The 15,736-nt window shown below is 52.6% G+C and carries 16 protein-coding genes; 7 read left to right on the top strand and 9 right to left on the bottom strand.

Translation table 11 applies throughout. From position 1 onward, the window contains the following. Positions 1–22: 22 nt before the first annotated feature. Positions 23–895: an NAD(P)-dependent oxidoreductase gene (locus ACXUPB_RS10605; protein WP_472956581.1), complete on the top strand. Its 873-nt coding sequence runs from the start codon at positions 23–25 to the stop codon at positions 893–895. A 133-nt stretch (positions 896–1,028) separates the two neighbouring features. On the opposite strand, the gene ACXUPB_RS10600 is transcribed toward ACXUPB_RS10605, so the two are convergent. Both ACXUPB_RS10600 and ACXUPB_RS10595 read right to left on the bottom strand, forming a co-directional pair. Beyond that, entirely contained in the window at positions 1,029–1,817 is a 789-nt protein-coding gene (locus ACXUPB_RS10600; RefSeq protein ID WP_472956580.1) for an SDR family oxidoreductase, read from the bottom strand. Between the two features lie 30 nt (positions 1,818–1,847). Then, entirely contained in the window at positions 1,848–2,984 is a 1,137-nt protein-coding gene (locus ACXUPB_RS10595; RefSeq protein ID WP_179915144.1) for an iron-containing alcohol dehydrogenase, read from the bottom strand. Positions 2,985–3,231: 247 nt separating this feature from the next. Between ACXUPB_RS10595 and ACXUPB_RS10590 the strand changes: the two genes are divergently transcribed. Genes ACXUPB_RS10590 through ACXUPB_RS10570 form a run of 5 tightly spaced genes read left to right on the top strand, consistent with a single transcriptional unit; the run spans position 3,232 to position 8,204 of the window. Next, a complete protein-coding gene (locus ACXUPB_RS10590) occupies positions 3,232–4,212 on the top strand; it encodes a tripartite tricarboxylate transporter substrate binding protein (protein WP_035558381.1) in 981 nt (326 codons plus the stop codon). 13 nt (positions 4,213–4,225) lie between these two features. After that, positions 4,226–4,696, top strand: coding sequence for a tripartite tricarboxylate transporter TctB family protein (locus ACXUPB_RS10585; RefSeq protein WP_472956577.1), 471 nt, complete (start codon positions 4,226–4,228; stop codon positions 4,694–4,696). A gap of 3 nt (positions 4,697–4,699) precedes the next feature. Continuing rightward, positions 4,700–6,214 (top strand): tripartite tricarboxylate transporter permease, encoded by a 1,515-nt coding sequence (locus ACXUPB_RS10580; protein WP_035558387.1) that lies wholly within the window; start codon positions 4,700–4,702, stop codon positions 6,212–6,214. After that, positions 6,211–7,257 (top strand): Ldh family oxidoreductase, encoded by a 1,047-nt coding sequence (locus tag ACXUPB_RS10575; RefSeq protein WP_472956576.1) that lies wholly within the window; start codon positions 6,211–6,213, stop codon positions 7,255–7,257. Before ACXUPB_RS10580 ends, ACXUPB_RS10575 begins: the two co-directional genes overlap by 4 nt. A 56-nt stretch (positions 7,258–7,313) precedes the next feature. Then, positions 7,314–8,204, top strand: coding sequence for an NAD(P)-dependent oxidoreductase (locus ACXUPB_RS10570; protein ID WP_179915147.1), 891 nt, complete (start codon positions 7,314–7,316; stop codon positions 8,202–8,204). 27 nt (positions 8,205–8,231) lie between these two features. Here ACXUPB_RS10570 and ACXUPB_RS10565 read toward each other — a convergent pair whose 3' ends face one another. Together ACXUPB_RS10565 and ACXUPB_RS10560 are read right to left on the bottom strand one after the other, a co-directional pair. Then, positions 8,232–9,197 (bottom strand): GntR family transcriptional regulator, encoded by a 966-nt coding sequence (locus tag ACXUPB_RS10565; protein WP_035558395.1) that lies wholly within the window; start codon positions 9,195–9,197, stop codon positions 8,232–8,234. 37 nt (positions 9,198–9,234) lie between these two features. After that, complete coding sequence (locus ACXUPB_RS10560) at positions 9,235–10,764, bottom strand: UxaA family hydrolase (protein ID WP_179915148.1); 1,530 nt, start codon at positions 10,762–10,764, stop codon at positions 9,235–9,237. Between the two features lie 470 nt (positions 10,765–11,234). On the opposite strand from ACXUPB_RS10560, the gene ACXUPB_RS10555 reads away from it, so the two are divergent. Further along, positions 11,235–11,420, top strand: coding sequence for a hypothetical protein (locus tag ACXUPB_RS10555; RefSeq protein ID WP_008958040.1), 186 nt, complete (start codon positions 11,235–11,237; stop codon positions 11,418–11,420). A gap of 146 nt (positions 11,421–11,566) precedes the next feature. Here the strand turns inward: ACXUPB_RS10555 and moaA are convergent, their stop codons facing one another. From moaA to ACXUPB_RS10530, 5 genes are read right to left on the bottom strand one after another with little or no spacing between them, the layout of a single operon-like run. Then, positions 11,567–12,556, bottom strand: coding sequence for a GTP 3',8-cyclase MoaA (gene moaA / locus ACXUPB_RS10550; RefSeq protein WP_472956573.1), 990 nt, complete (start codon positions 12,554–12,556; stop codon positions 11,567–11,569). Then, positions 12,553–12,957, bottom strand: a complete 405-nt coding sequence (locus ACXUPB_RS10545) for a putative zinc-binding protein (protein ID WP_009286657.1) — start codon at positions 12,955–12,957, stop codon at positions 12,553–12,555. Before ACXUPB_RS10545 ends, moaA begins: the two co-directional genes overlap by 4 nt. Before the next feature lie 52 nt (positions 12,958–13,009). Further along, positions 13,010–14,272, bottom strand: coding sequence for a molybdopterin molybdotransferase MoeA (locus ACXUPB_RS10540; RefSeq protein WP_472956570.1), 1,263 nt, complete (start codon positions 14,270–14,272; stop codon positions 13,010–13,012). Then, positions 14,269–14,847, bottom strand: coding sequence for a molybdenum cofactor biosynthesis protein B (gene moaB, locus ACXUPB_RS10535; protein ID WP_035579129.1), 579 nt, complete (start codon positions 14,845–14,847; stop codon positions 14,269–14,271). The genes ACXUPB_RS10540 and moaB overlap by 4 nt, the downstream gene beginning before the upstream one ends. Positions 14,848–14,882: 35 nt before the next feature. Beyond that, positions 14,883–15,704, bottom strand: a complete 822-nt coding sequence (locus ACXUPB_RS10530; RefSeq protein ID WP_472956567.1) for a peptidylprolyl isomerase — start codon at positions 15,702–15,704, stop codon at positions 14,883–14,885. Positions 15,705–15,736: the final 32 nt, after the last annotated feature.

Genomic DNA, 15,736 nt, shown 5'->3' with positions numbered 1-15,736 from the left:
CCTTATAAAAGGGAGTAAGAAAATGCTAAAAATTGGCTTTATAGGACTTGGCTTGATGGGCCAGGGTATGGCCACCAACCTTATTAAGCATAATTTTCCTTTGACTATCATGGCGCATCGAAATCGTGCACCAATCGAAGCACTATGTCAGTTGGGAGCAAACGAGGCAGGAACTCCTGCTGAAGTTGCCTCACGAAGTGATTTAGTTTTTGTCTGTGTCAGTACCAGTGAGCAAATGGAAAACATTACTCTGGGCACTGAGGGTCTTCTTGCTGGCGCGAATCCTGGTTTAATTATCGTCGATTGCTCGACATCGCTACCTCAATCGACACAACGGTTATCCGCGAGTATCGAAGCCGCAGGATGCCACCTGCTAAGAACGCCAAAGGAGGCACGCGAAGGACGCCTCAATGTCATGGTGGGAGGTAGCCAAAAGATAGTGGACCAGGCCTGGCCAGCCATAGAAGCCTTTGCTGAAAATATATTTCATGTTGGAGAGCTAGGTTCAGCGCACAAACTCAAACTGATCAATAACTATTTATCGCTTAGTGCCGCCGCCTTAGCAGCGGAAGCCGCGGCCATGGCAGCAAATATGGAGGTTGATCAACACAAGTTATATGAAGTTTGTTCGCAAGGTGGCGCTAATAGCGCCATGTTCAACGCCGTTATGCCCTGGGTGCTTGAAGCAGATGAAACGCGCTTGCGCTTTAGCTTGGGTAATGCCGGTAAGGACATGGGGTATTTAAGCGAAACGATAGCTGCGTCTGGTTTTGATAGTATGATGCTGCCCGCCTTGCGCGAGGTTTTAAAGCAAGCTGAACAGGCGTTGGGCAACGATCAATATGTGCCCCGGCTTTACGACGCAAGCATGCTGCGTAATGAGCAAAATCAGTAAGCCGCCCCGTTCAGCGAGCCGACATTGGATGTCTGCTGATTAAAAGCAGATACAACATCGGCTTAACGAATGCACATTAACTAAATTCGCCACGTCGATGTTGTTAAATCGCACTATCCGCTACGCGTGTTGCTCAATACGTACCCGCGTAACTGCCACCATCCAGCAGTATATTTTGGCCGGTCATATAACCGGCCTGAGTGCTACAGAGAAACGCACAGAAGGCGCCAAACTCTTCCGCAGTGCCGAAGCGCTGGGAAGGCACTTTTTTACGAAAGGTCTCCCGTACGCTCTCGTATTCCTGGTTGGACGATTTTGCGACGTTTTGATGAGTGCTCTTTAAGCGATCAGTATCAAATGAGCCGGGCAATAAATTATTAATGGTTACGTTTCGCCCGGCAAGTTGAGGCTGACGAGCCAAGCCCGCTATAAAGCCCGTCAATCCACTGCGGGCCCCATTGGATAGCCCCAAAATATCGATGGGCGCTTTAACGGCTGCAGAGGTGATATTAATCACCCGGCCAAAGCCCCGTTGCGCCATTGCATCAACCGTTGCCTTGATGAGCTCAATCGGTGTGATCATATTGACATCGACAGCGTCTAACCAGTCTTGACGTGACCAATCTCGAAAGTCCCCTGGGGGCGGACCACCTGCATTGTTAATCAATATATCTATTTGCGGGCAAGCGGCTAGCGCCGCTTGGCGTGTCGTTTCTTGTGAAATATCCCCCGCCACGGTGAGCACCGTCACGTTCGGATTCAGGTGCCGCAAATGTGCCGCTGTTTCTTCCAACAACTGGGAGGAGCGTGCGTTGATGACGACATTCACTCCCTCCATGACCAACGCCTCTGCACACCCTTTTCCGAGACCTTTACTCGCGGCACACACGAGTGCCCAACGTCCTTCAATTCCCAGTTCCATTATTCTGCTCCTGTTTCGCCAGTGATCGACTTATAGGGATTGCTCAAGCATCCACTGATAATCCTGTTCACTCGCAACGCGGGGATTCGTTTTATGAGTGTGATCAGCCAAGGCGCCTTTAATAATTCGGGGGAATAACTCTTCAGACACGTCCAATTCCGCTAACCCCATGGGTAAATCGAGACGCCTACTCATGTCTTTAATAGCAGGCCCAATGTCAGTAGGGCTATTGAGCTGCATCGTCTGAGCGATGCGTTCAAGCTTTTGCTCATGCTTTACAGAATCGCAGCTGGAGTTGAACTCAATAACCGCGGGCAGGAAAATGGCGTTGAGCGTGCCGTGGTGAAGCCTCGGATTAATACCGCCTAACGAATGACTCAAACTATGTACGCAGCCTAATCCTTTCTGAAAGGCCATCGCCCCCTGCATTGAGGCACTCATCATATTCATGCGTGCTTCCCGATCATCGGGGTTTCGTGTCGCCTGCTCAATATTCAGCCAGCCGCGGCGCAGACCATCCAACGCAATGCCGTCGGCAGGTGGATTAAAGGCCGCCGACATAAACGTCTCAAGGCAATGGGATAAGGCGTCCATCCCCGTGGCTGCCGTCATTTGTGCGGGCAGACTCAACGTTAACTCGGGGTCGCAAATAGCGGATTTAGGTACCAAGTGGGGTGATAACAGGCCGACTTTACGCCCATCTTCGAGTATCAGAATCGCCCCCCGGCCGACTTCACTCCCGGTGCCTGCCGTTGTTGGAATCGCGATAACCGGTGCCGTCGCAGCGGTAATTCGCTCTGAGCCTCCCTCAACCACAGCGAAGGACTTCAAAGGGCCTTCATGGGTACCGCAAATAGCCACGCCTTTAGCAAGATCAATGGAGGAGCCGCCACCAATGGCAATGATGCCATCGAAACCACCCTCACGGTATTGCGCAACGGCTTGACGAACGGCGGCCTCATTGGGGTTGGGGGGCGTTTGATCATAAATGGCTGGATGAGGATCACGGAGATGCTTCAGTACCTGGTCGACAATACCCGCAGCCCGCACTCCCGCATCGGTCACCACCATGGGATGTCGAATACCCAGGCGGTCACACTCCTGCTGCAGCAACGAGGCGGCCCCGAAATCAAATTGAATTTGAGTGACGTAGTTGATTATTGCCATTTCATTACCTTTGGAATTGTTAGTGTTTTTAAGTAATAACTTACTCTCGCTCTGCTAACAAGCCTGTTGATGCAACGCCACAAGCCGATATCGCGAAGCGTAATCTCGACCAATTCCCGCTCAATCAAGTCAGAGAAGTAGCGTCAAAATTGAACTAAAGTCTACAAAATATGATTATTGAACACAATGGTCGTTAATGCTAGATTTGTTTTGCCAACCTACAAATACACAAAAACCCGAGGCTCACATGAAAACAAGCACCAAAACAAAATCGCTCAAGCGCATTACTGCTCTGCTACTGCTGACGGCATCCAGCTCGGTGCTGGCGGCCTACCCTGAAAAACCCATCACTATCATCGTTCCATGGGCCGCAGGTGGCGGCACCGATGCAACCGCGCGTACTATTGCCGCGGCGTTAGAAGAACAATTGGGTCAAACGGTGAATGTGGTTAACCGTACCGGTGGTAGCGGTGTGGTCGGCCACAGTGCTATGGCGAGTGCCAAACCGGATGGTTATACCCTGGGCTTGGCTACCGGTGAGCTCAATATGATGCACTGGCAGGGCCTGACCGACCTGACGTATGAAGATTTCACTCCGATTGGCCAGATCAACTTTGATTACGCCGGCATTCAAGTAGCCGCCGATGCGCCTTACGATTCAGTCCAAGAACTCGTTGATGCTATTGCTGAGCAACCCATGGGCACCTTTAAAGCCTCAGGTACAGGTCAAGGTGGCGTATGGCATCTAGCCTTTGCAGGCTTCTTAATGGATCAGGGGCTTGAAGCCAACCGTGTGACCTGGATCCCCAGCCAGGGCGCGGCGCCAGCAATGACGGAACTTGCTGCCGGTGGTATCGATATTGTGCCGAGCTCTGTTCCCGAAGGTCGCTCAATGATCGAAGCCGGGCGTGCCAAAAGCCTTGGCGTAATGGCACCAGAGCGCATTAACAGCTTCCCCGACGTCCCTACGATTAATGAAGCGATCGGAAGCGATTATCTCGTCGGTGAATGGCGTGGCATCACCGGTCCTAAGGGGATGGATGAGGAAATCGTAGCGACCCTTGAGGAAGCGCTAGAGGCCGCTTACAACAGCGATACCTATCAAGGCTTCATGGCTAAACAAGGCTTTGGTACTGAGTGGCGCAATGCCGAAGAGTTTGGTGAGCTAATGGTCGAAATGGATGCCGTGTATGGCGACATTGTTGAGAGCGTTGGTCTGAGCCAATAAGGGGATAATCAACATGAGAGATCTCCTCTTGGGGCTAGCCTTCATGCTGCTTGGCGCCGTCGTGTTAATTGTCGCTAGTCAGTACCCAACAATGGCGAGTCTTCAATATGGTCCATCTCTGTTTCCCTCCCTCATTGGGGGAGGGTTTCTCATAGGGGGCCTAGTACTTTCGGCAACGCAGCTACCTACACTAAAACGTCAACTGTCAGGCACCGATGCGAATGTGGGAAATTTCTTCGACTTACGCTCCGTGCTTGTCTCGCTCCTCCCTATAACACTCATTATTTTTTATATATTCGCGAGCGAGTTTCTTGGCGCGGCCCTTTGCCTAGCCATCATTATGTTCGTACTGATGCTGGTGAGAAAAACGTCCCTACCTTTAGCACTGCTGGTCTCCTTCGTCGCGTCGCTAACGATTTATTTCCTATTCTCGCGATACCTGCTGATCCCCCTTCCTGAAGGGCTAATGAATTTCTGGGGTTAGATTATGGAAGCATTCCTGTTAGGGCTGCAGCTCGTCTTTAATGTAGAAACAATGCTGGTTATCTTTGCGGCCGCCATATTTGGTGTGTTCGTGGGAGCGGTGCCAGGCCTAACTGCCACAATGGCGGTTGCACTCTTGGTACCGATTACCTTCTACATGGATCCGACCCCCGCTATTGCCGCTATTGTGACCACATCGGCCATGGCTATCTTTGCTGGTGATATTCCCGCCACCTATTTGAACATTCCCGGTACGCCCTCTTCGGCTGCCTATGTCGCCGATTCACATCTATTGGCGCATAAGGGCCGAGCCAGAGAAACACTGGGCATGAACTTAATCTGTTCAGTGTTTGGCGGTCTATTCGGAACATTAATCCTGGTCTTTGTTTCCCCTTCATTAGCCGAGGTGGCGCTCCAGTTTAGTTCTTATGAATACTTCTGGTTGGCGCTGCTGGGGTTAAGTTGTTCGATCTTTATTGCAATTGGTTCCAGGGTTAAAGCCTTCCTCTCTTTAATGATCGGGCTGCTATTATCGACGGTCGGTCTGGATATGATGAGTGGCGCGCCCCGCTTCACCTTCGGCATTCCAGACTTGATGGGGGGCATTAACTTCATTCCCGTCATGATCGGCATGTTCGCACTCAACGAACTCATGCTGTTTTATGGTTCACGCAATGAAGGAAGAGAGCTGCCGTCGTTATCCAAAGACAGCGTTTTCAAACAGGCACCAAAGCATATAAAAGCTTATTGGCCGAACATGATAAGAGGGAGCTCGATTGGAACACTGATTGGCGCACTTCCCGGCGCGGGGGCTGACATTGCGGCGTGGATCTCTTATGCCGTTGGCAAAGGCCGCTCTAAACAGAAACAGGCCTACGGCACCGGCCATATTGAAGGCATTGTCGATGCCAGCTCCGCCAATAACTCGGGGATTAGCGGCGCTTGGGTGCCGGCCCTGGTATTCGGGATTCCGGGTGACTCGATAACCGCCATTGTTATCGGCGTACTCTATATGAAAGGTATGAATCCTGGCCCCACCATTTTTATGGATGGCACCGGCTTGATCTATGCCCTTTTCATCGTGTTCTTTCTTGCCAATTTAATCATGTTGCCGATTGGCTATGCGGCGATAAAATCCGCCAAGGTATTTATCTTAACGCCCCGTAAAATCCTAATGCCGATCATCTTATGCTTCTGCATTGTAGGCGCCTTCTCCATCAATAATTCGATTACTGATGTATGGATTATGTTGCTAATCGGCTTTATCGCCTCAATTCTCGCCCGATGTGACTTTCCCATGGCGCCTGCGATTCTTGGCTTGGTGTTAGGAACGACATTGGAAAACAGTTTTATGAGCTCAATGCTCAAAAGCAATGGCGATCTACTCAGCTTCTTCTCCCGCCCTATTAGTGCAGGTCTAGGTGCCCTCGTTATTTTGCTATGGCTCTCTCCGCTAATCACCATGGCCTACAAAAAATTCAAACATAACAGTCAGCACAAAGCGCCGAGGATTTCATGAAACGCTATACAAAAAACTGGTTGGAAGAGGTACTGGTTACCCTGTTCATGGAGGCCGGTGCTTCACGTGAAGTAAGTGAGACAACCAGCAGTATTCTTATTGAAGGGGATTTATTGGGGCACCATACCCATGGCGTCAAACTGGCGAACGGTTACTTAAGAGATTTGAAATCGGGGCATGCGTGCGGTGATCACAACGCGATGACCTCAAAAGAGATCAGCTCAGTCGCTGCCCTTGTTGATGGCCACTATATTCTTGGCCCCTACTTAGTGCAAAAAGCGCTTGAGCGAAGTGCTGATGCAGCACGAGAGTCTGGCATTGGTATTGTGACCATAAAACGTTCGCACCATATCGCCTGCTTGGCCTCGTATTTACAGCCTTTTGTTGAGCAAGGGTTGATGCCGATCATTATGACCTCGGATCCAGCAGTGAAATCGGTCGCCCCTTATGGAGGCGTTTCGCCAGTTTACACACCGAACCCAATTGCCATGGGCATCCCTAGTCGCGTCCAACCGATCATGATGGACGTCAGCATGTCGACCGTCACTAACGGCAGCGTGGGTAAAGCACACGCTGAGAAAACCAAAATGGCGCATCCCGTCATCCTTACCAATACGGGGCTTGCCAGCGACGATCCAGCGGATTTTTTCAGCGACCCACAAGGTAGCATCCTGCCGCTCGGCGGCCAGGAGTTCGGTCATAAAGGTTTTGCGATGGGGTTGATGGTGGAAGCACTGACCTCCGCATTAGGCGGGTTTGGGCGTAAAGATGCGCCCACTGGTTGGGGGGCCTCGGTGACAGTCATGGTGATCGACCCCACCCTTTTCTCGGGACAGAGTGCTTTCCTTGATGAAACAGATCATTTAATCGAAGCATGCCTGAGTTCCACGCCGGTCAACCCACAGTATCCGGTGCGAATGCCTGGACAAGCAGGGCTTAGTCGTCGAGATAAGTACTTGGAACAAGGTATTCCGCTGCCTGACGATGTGGTGACTGAGCTACAAAAGGCGATTGATGACTCATCACTGAAGGGTCGTTATTAAAGATAGCTGCGGCAAAAAATTGATCATCGTAGGACCAGAGCAGTGAGGCAATCATCATGAGCGAACCAACAACAATAGGCTTTATTGGCACAGGCATTATGGGTGGGCCGATGGCCGCCAATCTTGCCAAGGCGGGACATCAGGTGCGCGTCTGGAATCGCACCCCGGATAAAGCACAATCCCTTACCTCACTGGGCATCGAGGTAAGCGAGACTTTCCAGCAGGCGGCTGAGCAAGCAGACGTTGTGGTGGTCATGCTCAGTTCAGGCCCTGTCTGCGATGAGGTGATCCTGGGACCCAACGGTCTATTGGCAGCCATGAAGCCGCACAGCACGCTGGTGGTGATGAGCTCGATCCCGGTTGAAACTGCACAGCAGCAAGCCAAGGCCGCGGCTGAGCGCGGGATCGGTTATCTGGACGCCCCCGTATCAGGAGGTGAAAAAGGTGCCCAAGCGGGTAATTTGGCGATTATGGTCGGCGGTGAAGTAGCCACATTCGAGCGCACAAGTACCCTACTTAGGATAATGGGCAACCCGGTTCATGTCGGCCCTGCAGGTACCGGGCAACTGGCGAAGTTAGCCAATCAATTAATCGTCGCCAATACGATCGCCACTGTCTCAGAGGCGGTGCTTCTTGCAGAGCACGGTGGCGCTGATCCCGCTAAAGTTCGCGAGGCTCTCTTAGGCGGGTTCGCGGATTCCACCATATTGCGCGCCCATGCCCCCCGTATGATTGCCAATGACTTCGCACCGGGCGGCCCCGCCAAATGGCAACTAAAAGATACCCAAACGGCCATTGCGCTCGCCAAAGAGCTGTCGCTTGACCTGCCCGTCACATCGCTGGTGAATAGCCTGTTCACGGACCTTGTTGCCCATGGCGATGGAGAGCTCGACCATAGTGCCTTGATTCGAGAACTCCGGCGTCGAAACGAAATGCCCCTCGATTAACGACGCAAACTATCTTTATCGTGATCGTTAGCGCAAGTAATCGGGGATGTCGAGAACGCCGTGGTCACGAAAATCGCTAAGACGTTCTTGAACCTTGGCTTCGGAGCCTGCCAAGTGAGCAGAGAGCGCTTGGCTTGCTTGCTCACCCTCTTTATGACGCATTCTGTCGAAGATTTTCAGATGGTCATGAAAGAACGGATCTTTGTCTGGCAGTGCCATGCTAGAGCCCAGCAGATGCTTGCTCATAAGCAGAACAGGATGGGTGCGCCTTAGCATGTCAAAAATTTCTTGATTGCCACCCATGCTCACGGTTCTGTAGTGCAGATCGCTTTCAAGTTCATCCAGTGTCGCGCCTGCGACGTTAGGATACTTCGCCGCCGTCTGCTCTAACTTCTCAATGAAATGGGAGATTTGTTGCTCGGGCATAATCTGCGTCGCCCTGGCAATCATAAAGGGCTCCAACTGCCTACGCGCTTCATAAAGGTTATGCAATCGATCATTGTCCAGCGGCACAATGGACCAACTGGTGTACTTCACTTTTTCAACCACCCCAATGGACTGCAGATAGAGTAGAATTCGGTGCGTAATCGTACGGCTGACACTGTATTTTCTTGCCAGCTGGAGCTCGTTGAGTTCGAACCTGCCCTTCATCGAACTCAAGACAACATCATGTTCCACAACATCAGCTATAGCGCGCCAAGTGTCCGTGCGCTCAATCTTGGCGTCCTCGCCCAACGCACTGAAATCGGCCGTGGTTAGATTCCGCCTGATAGGCTCAACGGCCGTTGCCCCCACCAAGTAACCACGGCCATCGAAACGGCAAATTAACTGTTCATCATGCAAACGTCCTAATGTCTGGCGAACAGGAGAGCGGCTCATACCGAATATTTCTGCAATATTGCCTTCGAGCAGCACTAAGCCTGACTCAAGGTGGCCACTGTTGATACTTCGCTTAAGCGCCTCGTAAAGCTGGTCTTTTAACGACTGCGACATTCAAGCCACTCATTACATAGGTGTTAGTTAAGGGTTGTTAAGTAACGGCACCCACCATCCACGGCACAAATTCATTGTTACCATAACCCAACGATTCACTGGCACTCTGCTCGCCCGAGGCAATCGCAATGATCTTCTCAAAAATATGCTCGCCCACTTCTTCTACTGTGGCGGTACCATCCACAATGGTGCCACAGTTAATATCCATATCTTCGAGAATGCTTTCGTACATCTGCGTATTGGTAGCCAGCTTAATACACGGCGCGGGCTTAAACCCGGAGACAGAGCCGCGTCCCGTGGTAAAACACACGACGGTTGCGCCTGAAGCAATCTGACCCGTGACGGATACCGGATCATAGCCAGGGCTATCCATAAAATTAAAACCGGGCTCTTTCAACGGCTGGGCATACTCAAGCACGTCATTCAGGCTGGAGGAGCCACTCTTAGCCACGGCGCCCAGCGATTTTTCAAGAATGGTGGATAACCCCCCTGCTTTATTTCCAGGTGAAGGATTATTGTTTAATTCTGCCCCATTGATTTGCGTGTAGTGCTTCCACCACTCGATCCTTTCAAGCAACTTACGCGCAACGTCTTCATTGATGGCTCTATCGAGAAGCAAATGCTCGGCACCATAGATTTCAGGCGTTTCACTCAATATAACGCTACCGCCATGTTGGACGATAAGATCAGCCGCATGTCCCAGGGCGGGGTTGGCAGTAATACCAGAGTAACCATCTGACCCGCCACACTGCAGTGCCACGGTAAGGTGGCTCAACGGGGCCGGGCGTCTCTCGGCATGACGGTAATCATTCGACATTTGACGGATTTTTTCCGACGCCTTCTCAATGCTCGCTCGGGTACCGCCAGCGCTCTGAATATTGAAATAAAATATTCTTGATGTATCGGTCAGTTCATATTTTTCAACCAGTTGCTTAACCTGATTCGCTTCGCAACCTAAACCAATAATAAGCACAAAGGCAAAATTCGGATTGATCGCATAGCCATTCAATACCCGTTCAAGAAAAGCAAACCCCTCAGACTCCGTATTCATTGCGCAGCCTGAGCCATGGGTGACCGGCACGACGCCATCAAAGCCTAATGCCTCAAATTCACCGCTGGCATTGAGCCGCTCTGCAACCACTTTTGAGACCGTGGCTGAACAGTTCACGGTGGAAAGAATGCCGATGTAGTTGCGGGTGCCTACTTGTCCATTGGCACGATGGTAGCCATTAAAGGTGCGCTGGCTGTCAGTCACCGATGTCCTTGGCGCTGGCTTGAAATGCTCCAGTGATGTGTCACGTTCCAACATAACAATATTGTGCGTATGCACATGTTCACCGGCCTCGATACGCCGCGTTGCCAGCCCAATAATCTGACCATATTTGAAGATGGGCTGTTCTGGCTCAATGACCGTTAACGCAACCTTATGACCAGCATCAATATTCTCATGGGCAGTGTGCTGTTCATCGTCTATGGGGTATCCCTTCGGAACAGCCCTGCTCGCCACGCCAACATTGTCATGAAGATTCAACCTAATGACCGCAGGTACACTATTGATAAGCTCCATTATTTTCTCCCTAAGCCTCTATGACGTTTGCAAATCACTCAGTACCCCGCCATCAGTCTTTCACCAGCGCGTTTAGAATTGTTGTACTGGGCATATTATACTATCGTCGATTTAATGATCATTGTGTGCAATATTCAATCAAAGTCAGTTTACTTTCTCCCGAAGCGCATGTCGATAGCTATAAAACAGAGCGAGGAAGCTGGTTAGCCACACAGGTGTAAAATGGGTTCTCTGCTACGCTTAAGGAGCGAAAAAGGAAGATTAAGGGCATGACCGCATAGAGAATAGTGAAATAGCATATGGATGGCTGAAAACTTAGCCTGAGGTAGGTTGAAGTAGAAAATCAGGAACTCAGAGGAATACGGCGCATCGGATATTGTTACAAACCCTAGTCCATCTTGAATGGCTGGGACTTAACACCAATGCTATAACGAATATGCTCCTAAGCAGTTAGGTACCAGGAGGTTCGCATGAGGAAATGGATCGTAATGGCAGTCGTCAATTGGCTGCGTAAGCCAGCAAACAGACAGAAAGCCAAGGACGCTTGGAAAGATGTTCGTAGTCGCAATGATGCAAAGCGGACGCCTCAACAGCCGCAGGCTACCCCTCGCGATACAACAGCACAGCGCCCTGGCAATATCGATAATCGTCCTTAAACGCTAGGCAACTTGGTTTGCATAGATGGGAAACCTGAAACTTCCGCAGAAGAACTTGTTAAGAGGGCTTTTGACTACTTTCCCGACAGGGCGCTTGCAATTGCTAACCACTGACACGGCTAATAGCGGCCAAACTCAAAACTAAATTAACCACCTGTTGCATTCATGAACCTCACAACCTGAACCTCACCATCGGTAGTAAAATGATGACGCTCAGGTTTTTTCTTCATTGCCGCCACAATGCTCGATTTAAGCCGCTGGGTGTCCCCCGGATAACGTCGCATGACGGCGCGTAAATCTACCGAGTGCTCATTGCCCAAGCAAAGGAGTAGTCGCCCTTCAGCCGTCACCCGAACACGATTACAGGCAGCGCAGAAATTGTGGCTATGGGGAGAAATAAAGCCAATCCGCGACTGGCTGTCTACCATGCGGTAATAACGGGATGGCCCTAGGGTAGTCTCGGTGGTGGGTAGGAGTTGGTAATGGTTTTCTATGGTCTCGCGTACCGCATCAGTGGAAAGAAAGGTTTTACCACGGTTATGCTCGCTGATAGCGCCCAGCGGCATCTCCTCAATAAAGCTTATATCGACGTGTTCATCCCGGGCAAAGTTTACCAAGTCGATAATTTCGTCGTCATTGCGCCCCTTGAGCAATACGGCGTTGAGCTTAATCGACTGAAAGCCAGCGCGGCGAGCTGCGCGGATACCCGCAATCACTTGGCCAAGATCACCCATCCGGGTTAATGCTTTAAAGCGTTCGGGCTTAAGCGAGTCGAGGCTGATATTGAGTCGATCTAACCTACCTTGCCGCAATGCATCGGCATGTTTGACCAGTCCTGAGCCGTTGGTTGTCATGGCCAGCTCGCGCAGGCCTTCCAATTCACCGAGTTTTTGCACTAACGTTAATACGCCCTGGCGTACCAGCGGCTCCCCGCCAGTTAGGCGGATTTTTTCCACCCCCAGCTCGACGAAGGCCTGCGACAGCGTGGCTATCTCTTCAAGGGTAAGCAGTTGGGCCCGAGGCAGGAAGGTCATCTCCTCAGCCATGCAATAAACACAGCGAAAATCACAACGATCAGTTACCGATATACGCAGGTAACGCACCGTACGGCCATACCCATCGACTAGCGCACTCATTCCATGGGTTCCTCTTGGGTATTGGCATTAACGGGCAGCCGTGCAATGAGTTCTTTTACTTCTGCGGTGACGTCGATGATTGTTTGCTCATCATAAAACTGGCCCCGCCGCTTGCGCAGGCCGTTTTCATATAGCTTTACGTGCTCTGTGGGTATCACATCCGCTTTGGCGAGACAGTGGCTGGCGCAGTGCATCTGGCACCCGTCAATGGCTACAATAGGGCGCCCGGAGCGGGCAATGCGCACCAGACCGGGCACACCACCGCCCACACCAGCAATGCAGGACATTTCTGCCTCTCCTGCATGGTCAAGACGCAGGGCAACGCTATTGGCAAGTTGCGCCACATCAGAGCAGCCGGAGCAGGCATAAATCAGTGTGCGGGGTTTGTGTTGTGAAGACATACCCTCTCCTATGAAAAAAAACGAGGTCAGTGGCCACGATAGGAAAAGCTGTTCAAGCGGCGAACTGATTGATGGGGTAATAGTGATAGGTGGCCCCTTCAGTTACCTCCGTGGCGGGGTTAATCATTAAATAACCATGGGCCTGGCTAGCCGCGCTGAGCATATGTGAGCCCTGCCCGCCCGCTAGCTGCGCCACGGGAGCCCCCTGTGACCAATCCATCACCACCCGTAGTAGCTCGCAGCGCCCCTGGGGGCCACGCTGAGAAAAGCCCGCTTTTACCGGATAACGCTGTAGAGCCGCTACGGCTCTACCTTGCATGGCATGGATAAACGGCAGCGCCAGCAGCTGCCAGCCCACCAGGGAGGCCACAGGATTACCCGGCAGCGCCATTAACGGTGTGGAAGAGGCAGGCTCCGCGCCCAGATAACCGAACGCAAAGGGCTTCCCTGGCTTCATGGCGACACCATGAAAATGTAAGCCACCGCGCTGCTCGATCACTGGGCGTACATGATCCTCCTCGCCTACCGAAACGCCTCCGGTGCACATCACCACATCCGCAACGGTTTGTGCGTGCTCAAAGGCCTGATGCAATGACTGCGGTGAATCAGCGATGATGCCCAAATCCAGCACGTCGCACTGAGCTTGCGCTAGCAGTACGTTAAGCATGGCGCGGTTGCTGTCGTATACCTGTCCCGGTGATCGCACTGTACCTGGGGCAATCAGCTCATCGCCGGTGGAAAGCAGCGCCACCCTCAGACGCCGTTTGACAGTCACGGCATTGATTCCATGGCTTGCCAGCAGCGCAATCGACGCGGCATCAAGAAGCTTATCCGCAGCGAGCAGCGGGGTGCCTATGCGAGTCTCCTCGCCCTGGCGACGAATGTTAGCGCCTAGCACCAAGCTACCCTCGAGGTGTATATGCCCGCGCGGATCAAGAGTCACCCGCTCTTGAGGCACCACAATATCTGCCCCCATGGGCACCGGCGCGCCGGTAAAAATACGCGCGCAGCCTCCTTCCGGTAGCAGCATGACGCCTGCGCCAGCTGGTACGCGTTGGAGAATGGGTAAGCCTGCGCCGCGAGGTGCCGCTTGGTAATCAGCCAGACACAGCGCGTAACCATCCATAGCGCTATTGTCCACGCCCGGCATATCGAGAGGAGCGACCAGCGTTTCTGCCAGCACTCGCCCTGTCGATTGTTCTAGGGTGATGGTTTCTACTGCATTAATGGGCGTGGCGGCGTCGATAAGCCGTTGGCGCGCATCAAACAGATCTAACAAGCCGGGCGTGACTATTTCTGCGCAGTGACAGTTCATAAGCGCTCCACCTCATTGGAAGAAGTCGCTGTGTGACGTCCACTGCACGGGGTCGCTGAAGGCAGCACCATGGCGGCGAAGTTGCAGGGCCGAGTGCGGGAGTCCAGCTGCAAAGCAATAATCCTGTCCCACGCCAAGGCACACGCTTTGGGCGAACCGGGCATCGCAAATATCATCGTTCGGTTGGCCACCCCCGCTACGGCGCGAGACTGGATCGTCGCTGTGCCGATTGTTTTCAGGGAGTAGTGGCGGAACAGCTCGCCATACCCCTCAATCGCTTTGTCGAACAGCGGTATCAACGCCTCGGGAGTGGTATCCCGGGCGGTAAAGCCAGTGCCGCCATTAACCAGAATCGCGTGGACATCCGTTCGCGCAATCCACTCCGAGACCACGGCACGAACCTGGTAGATATCATCAGAAACGATGCGCCTCTCGACCAAGATATGGCCGCTTTCGCTCAGATGTTCAACCAGCAGGTCACCGCTACCATCCTCGTCGAAACCACGGGTATCGGAAACCGTTAGCACCGCGATGCCGAGCGGAGTGAAAAGAGCATCTACAGGAACATGGGACATCAAGCCTCTCCTATTAGCTTTGCTATTGCTTCAAGCTATTGCATCAAGCTGCCGCCAGCATCGTCATCCAGAACAATCCCTTCGACGCCTATTTCGCTCTCTAACGCCAGCAAATAGTGACGCAGCGCACGTCGCGTTGCCTGTTCCCGTAGGCTATGGCGCACCCGGTCAATCACTTGATCGAAAGGTAACGCCCTACCTTCTAGCCGCTCGTCAATACTCACCACATGCCAACCATAGCGAGACGCCAAGGGGCGCTCGTGTAGACCTTCGGGCAAGTGCTGCAAAGCGCGATCCAACTCTGGAACAGTCTGCCCCGATACCAGCCAGCCCAAATCACCATCCAGCTCTTTTGAAGGGCACGCGGAGTGGTGTTGAGCAAATTCGGCAAAACGTTCGGGTATCTGCTTAAGCTGTTCGAGTAGCTTTTCGCCCAGCTGGTAAGCGTCGTCGCGACCCTGGGAATCATCGGGTGCGGCCGCGAGCAGGATATGCCGCACGCGTAACTGCACTGGTTCGCTGAAGCGCTCGCGGTGGGTCTCAAAAAAGCGCTGGCAATCGGCTTCCCCCGGTTCCGGCACCTCAAGCTCCTGTTCGAGCAAGGCAGCAATCGCCGCATCTTCCTGTGCTTCGCTAACTTCCTGTGTCGATAGTAGGCCCAGGACGCTAGCACGCAGGCGCAGTAGTTCCCTGACCACCAACGCCCGAGCTGCCTGAAGCTGGGCCTCCCCCGCCGTTTCGGCGGGGTGGTACTGCATCTCCAGCGCAATCGTTGCTTCATCGATGGGTGTGTCGCCGACACGTACCGGAGGCGGGGCGGCACCCCCTGGTAGTTGTTCGATATCAATCATCTGCATGTTATTTCTCCTCTAGGCCTGGACGTGCACAA

It is taken from the genome of Vreelandella sp. DA03-1M (genome assembly GCF_055725665.1).
Note: the sequence above shows the minus strand (reverse complement) of the source record. Positions and strands in the feature narration are given on the sequence as shown.

Coding starts and splice junctions, on each gene's coding strand:
- ACXUPB_RS10605 (WP_472956581.1), top strand. CDS start 23: ATGCTAAAAATTGGCTTTATAGGACTTGGCTTGATGGGCCAGGGTATG.
- ACXUPB_RS10600 (WP_472956580.1), bottom strand. CDS start 1,817: ATGGAACTGGGAATTGAAGGACGTTGGGCACTCGTGTGTGCCGCGAGT.
- ACXUPB_RS10595 (WP_179915144.1), bottom strand. CDS start 2,984: ATGGCAATAATCAACTACGTCACTCAAATTCAATTTGATTTCGGGGCC.
- ACXUPB_RS10590 (WP_035558381.1), top strand. CDS start 3,232: ATGAAAACAAGCACCAAAACAAAATCGCTCAAGCGCATTACTGCTCTG.
- ACXUPB_RS10585 (WP_472956577.1), top strand. CDS start 4,226: ATGAGAGATCTCCTCTTGGGGCTAGCCTTCATGCTGCTTGGCGCCGTC.
- ACXUPB_RS10580 (WP_035558387.1), top strand. CDS start 4,700: ATGGAAGCATTCCTGTTAGGGCTGCAGCTCGTCTTTAATGTAGAAACA.
- ACXUPB_RS10575 (WP_472956576.1), top strand. CDS start 6,211: ATGAAACGCTATACAAAAAACTGGTTGGAAGAGGTACTGGTTACCCTG.
- ACXUPB_RS10570 (WP_179915147.1), top strand. CDS start 7,314: ATGAGCGAACCAACAACAATAGGCTTTATTGGCACAGGCATTATGGGT.
- ACXUPB_RS10565 (WP_035558395.1), bottom strand. CDS start 9,197: ATGTCGCAGTCGTTAAAAGACCAGCTTTACGAGGCGCTTAAGCGAAGT.
- ACXUPB_RS10560 (WP_179915148.1), bottom strand. CDS start 10,764: ATGGAGCTTATCAATAGTGTACCTGCGGTCATTAGGTTGAATCTTCAT.
- ACXUPB_RS10555 (WP_008958040.1), top strand. CDS start 11,235: ATGAGGAAATGGATCGTAATGGCAGTCGTCAATTGGCTGCGTAAGCCA.
- moaA (WP_472956573.1), bottom strand. CDS start 12,556: ATGAGTGCGCTAGTCGATGGGTATGGCCGTACGGTGCGTTACCTGCGT.
- ACXUPB_RS10545 (WP_009286657.1), bottom strand. CDS start 12,957: ATGTCTTCACAACACAAACCCCGCACACTGATTTATGCCTGCTCCGGC.
- ACXUPB_RS10540 (WP_472956570.1), bottom strand. CDS start 14,272: ATGAACTGTCACTGCGCAGAAATAGTCACGCCCGGCTTGTTAGATCTG.
- moaB (WP_035579129.1), bottom strand. CDS start 14,847: ATGTCCCATGTTCCTGTAGATGCTCTTTTCACTCCGCTCGGCATCGCG.
- ACXUPB_RS10530 (WP_472956567.1), bottom strand. CDS start 15,704: ATGCAGATGATTGATATCGAACAACTACCAGGGGGTGCCGCCCCGCCT.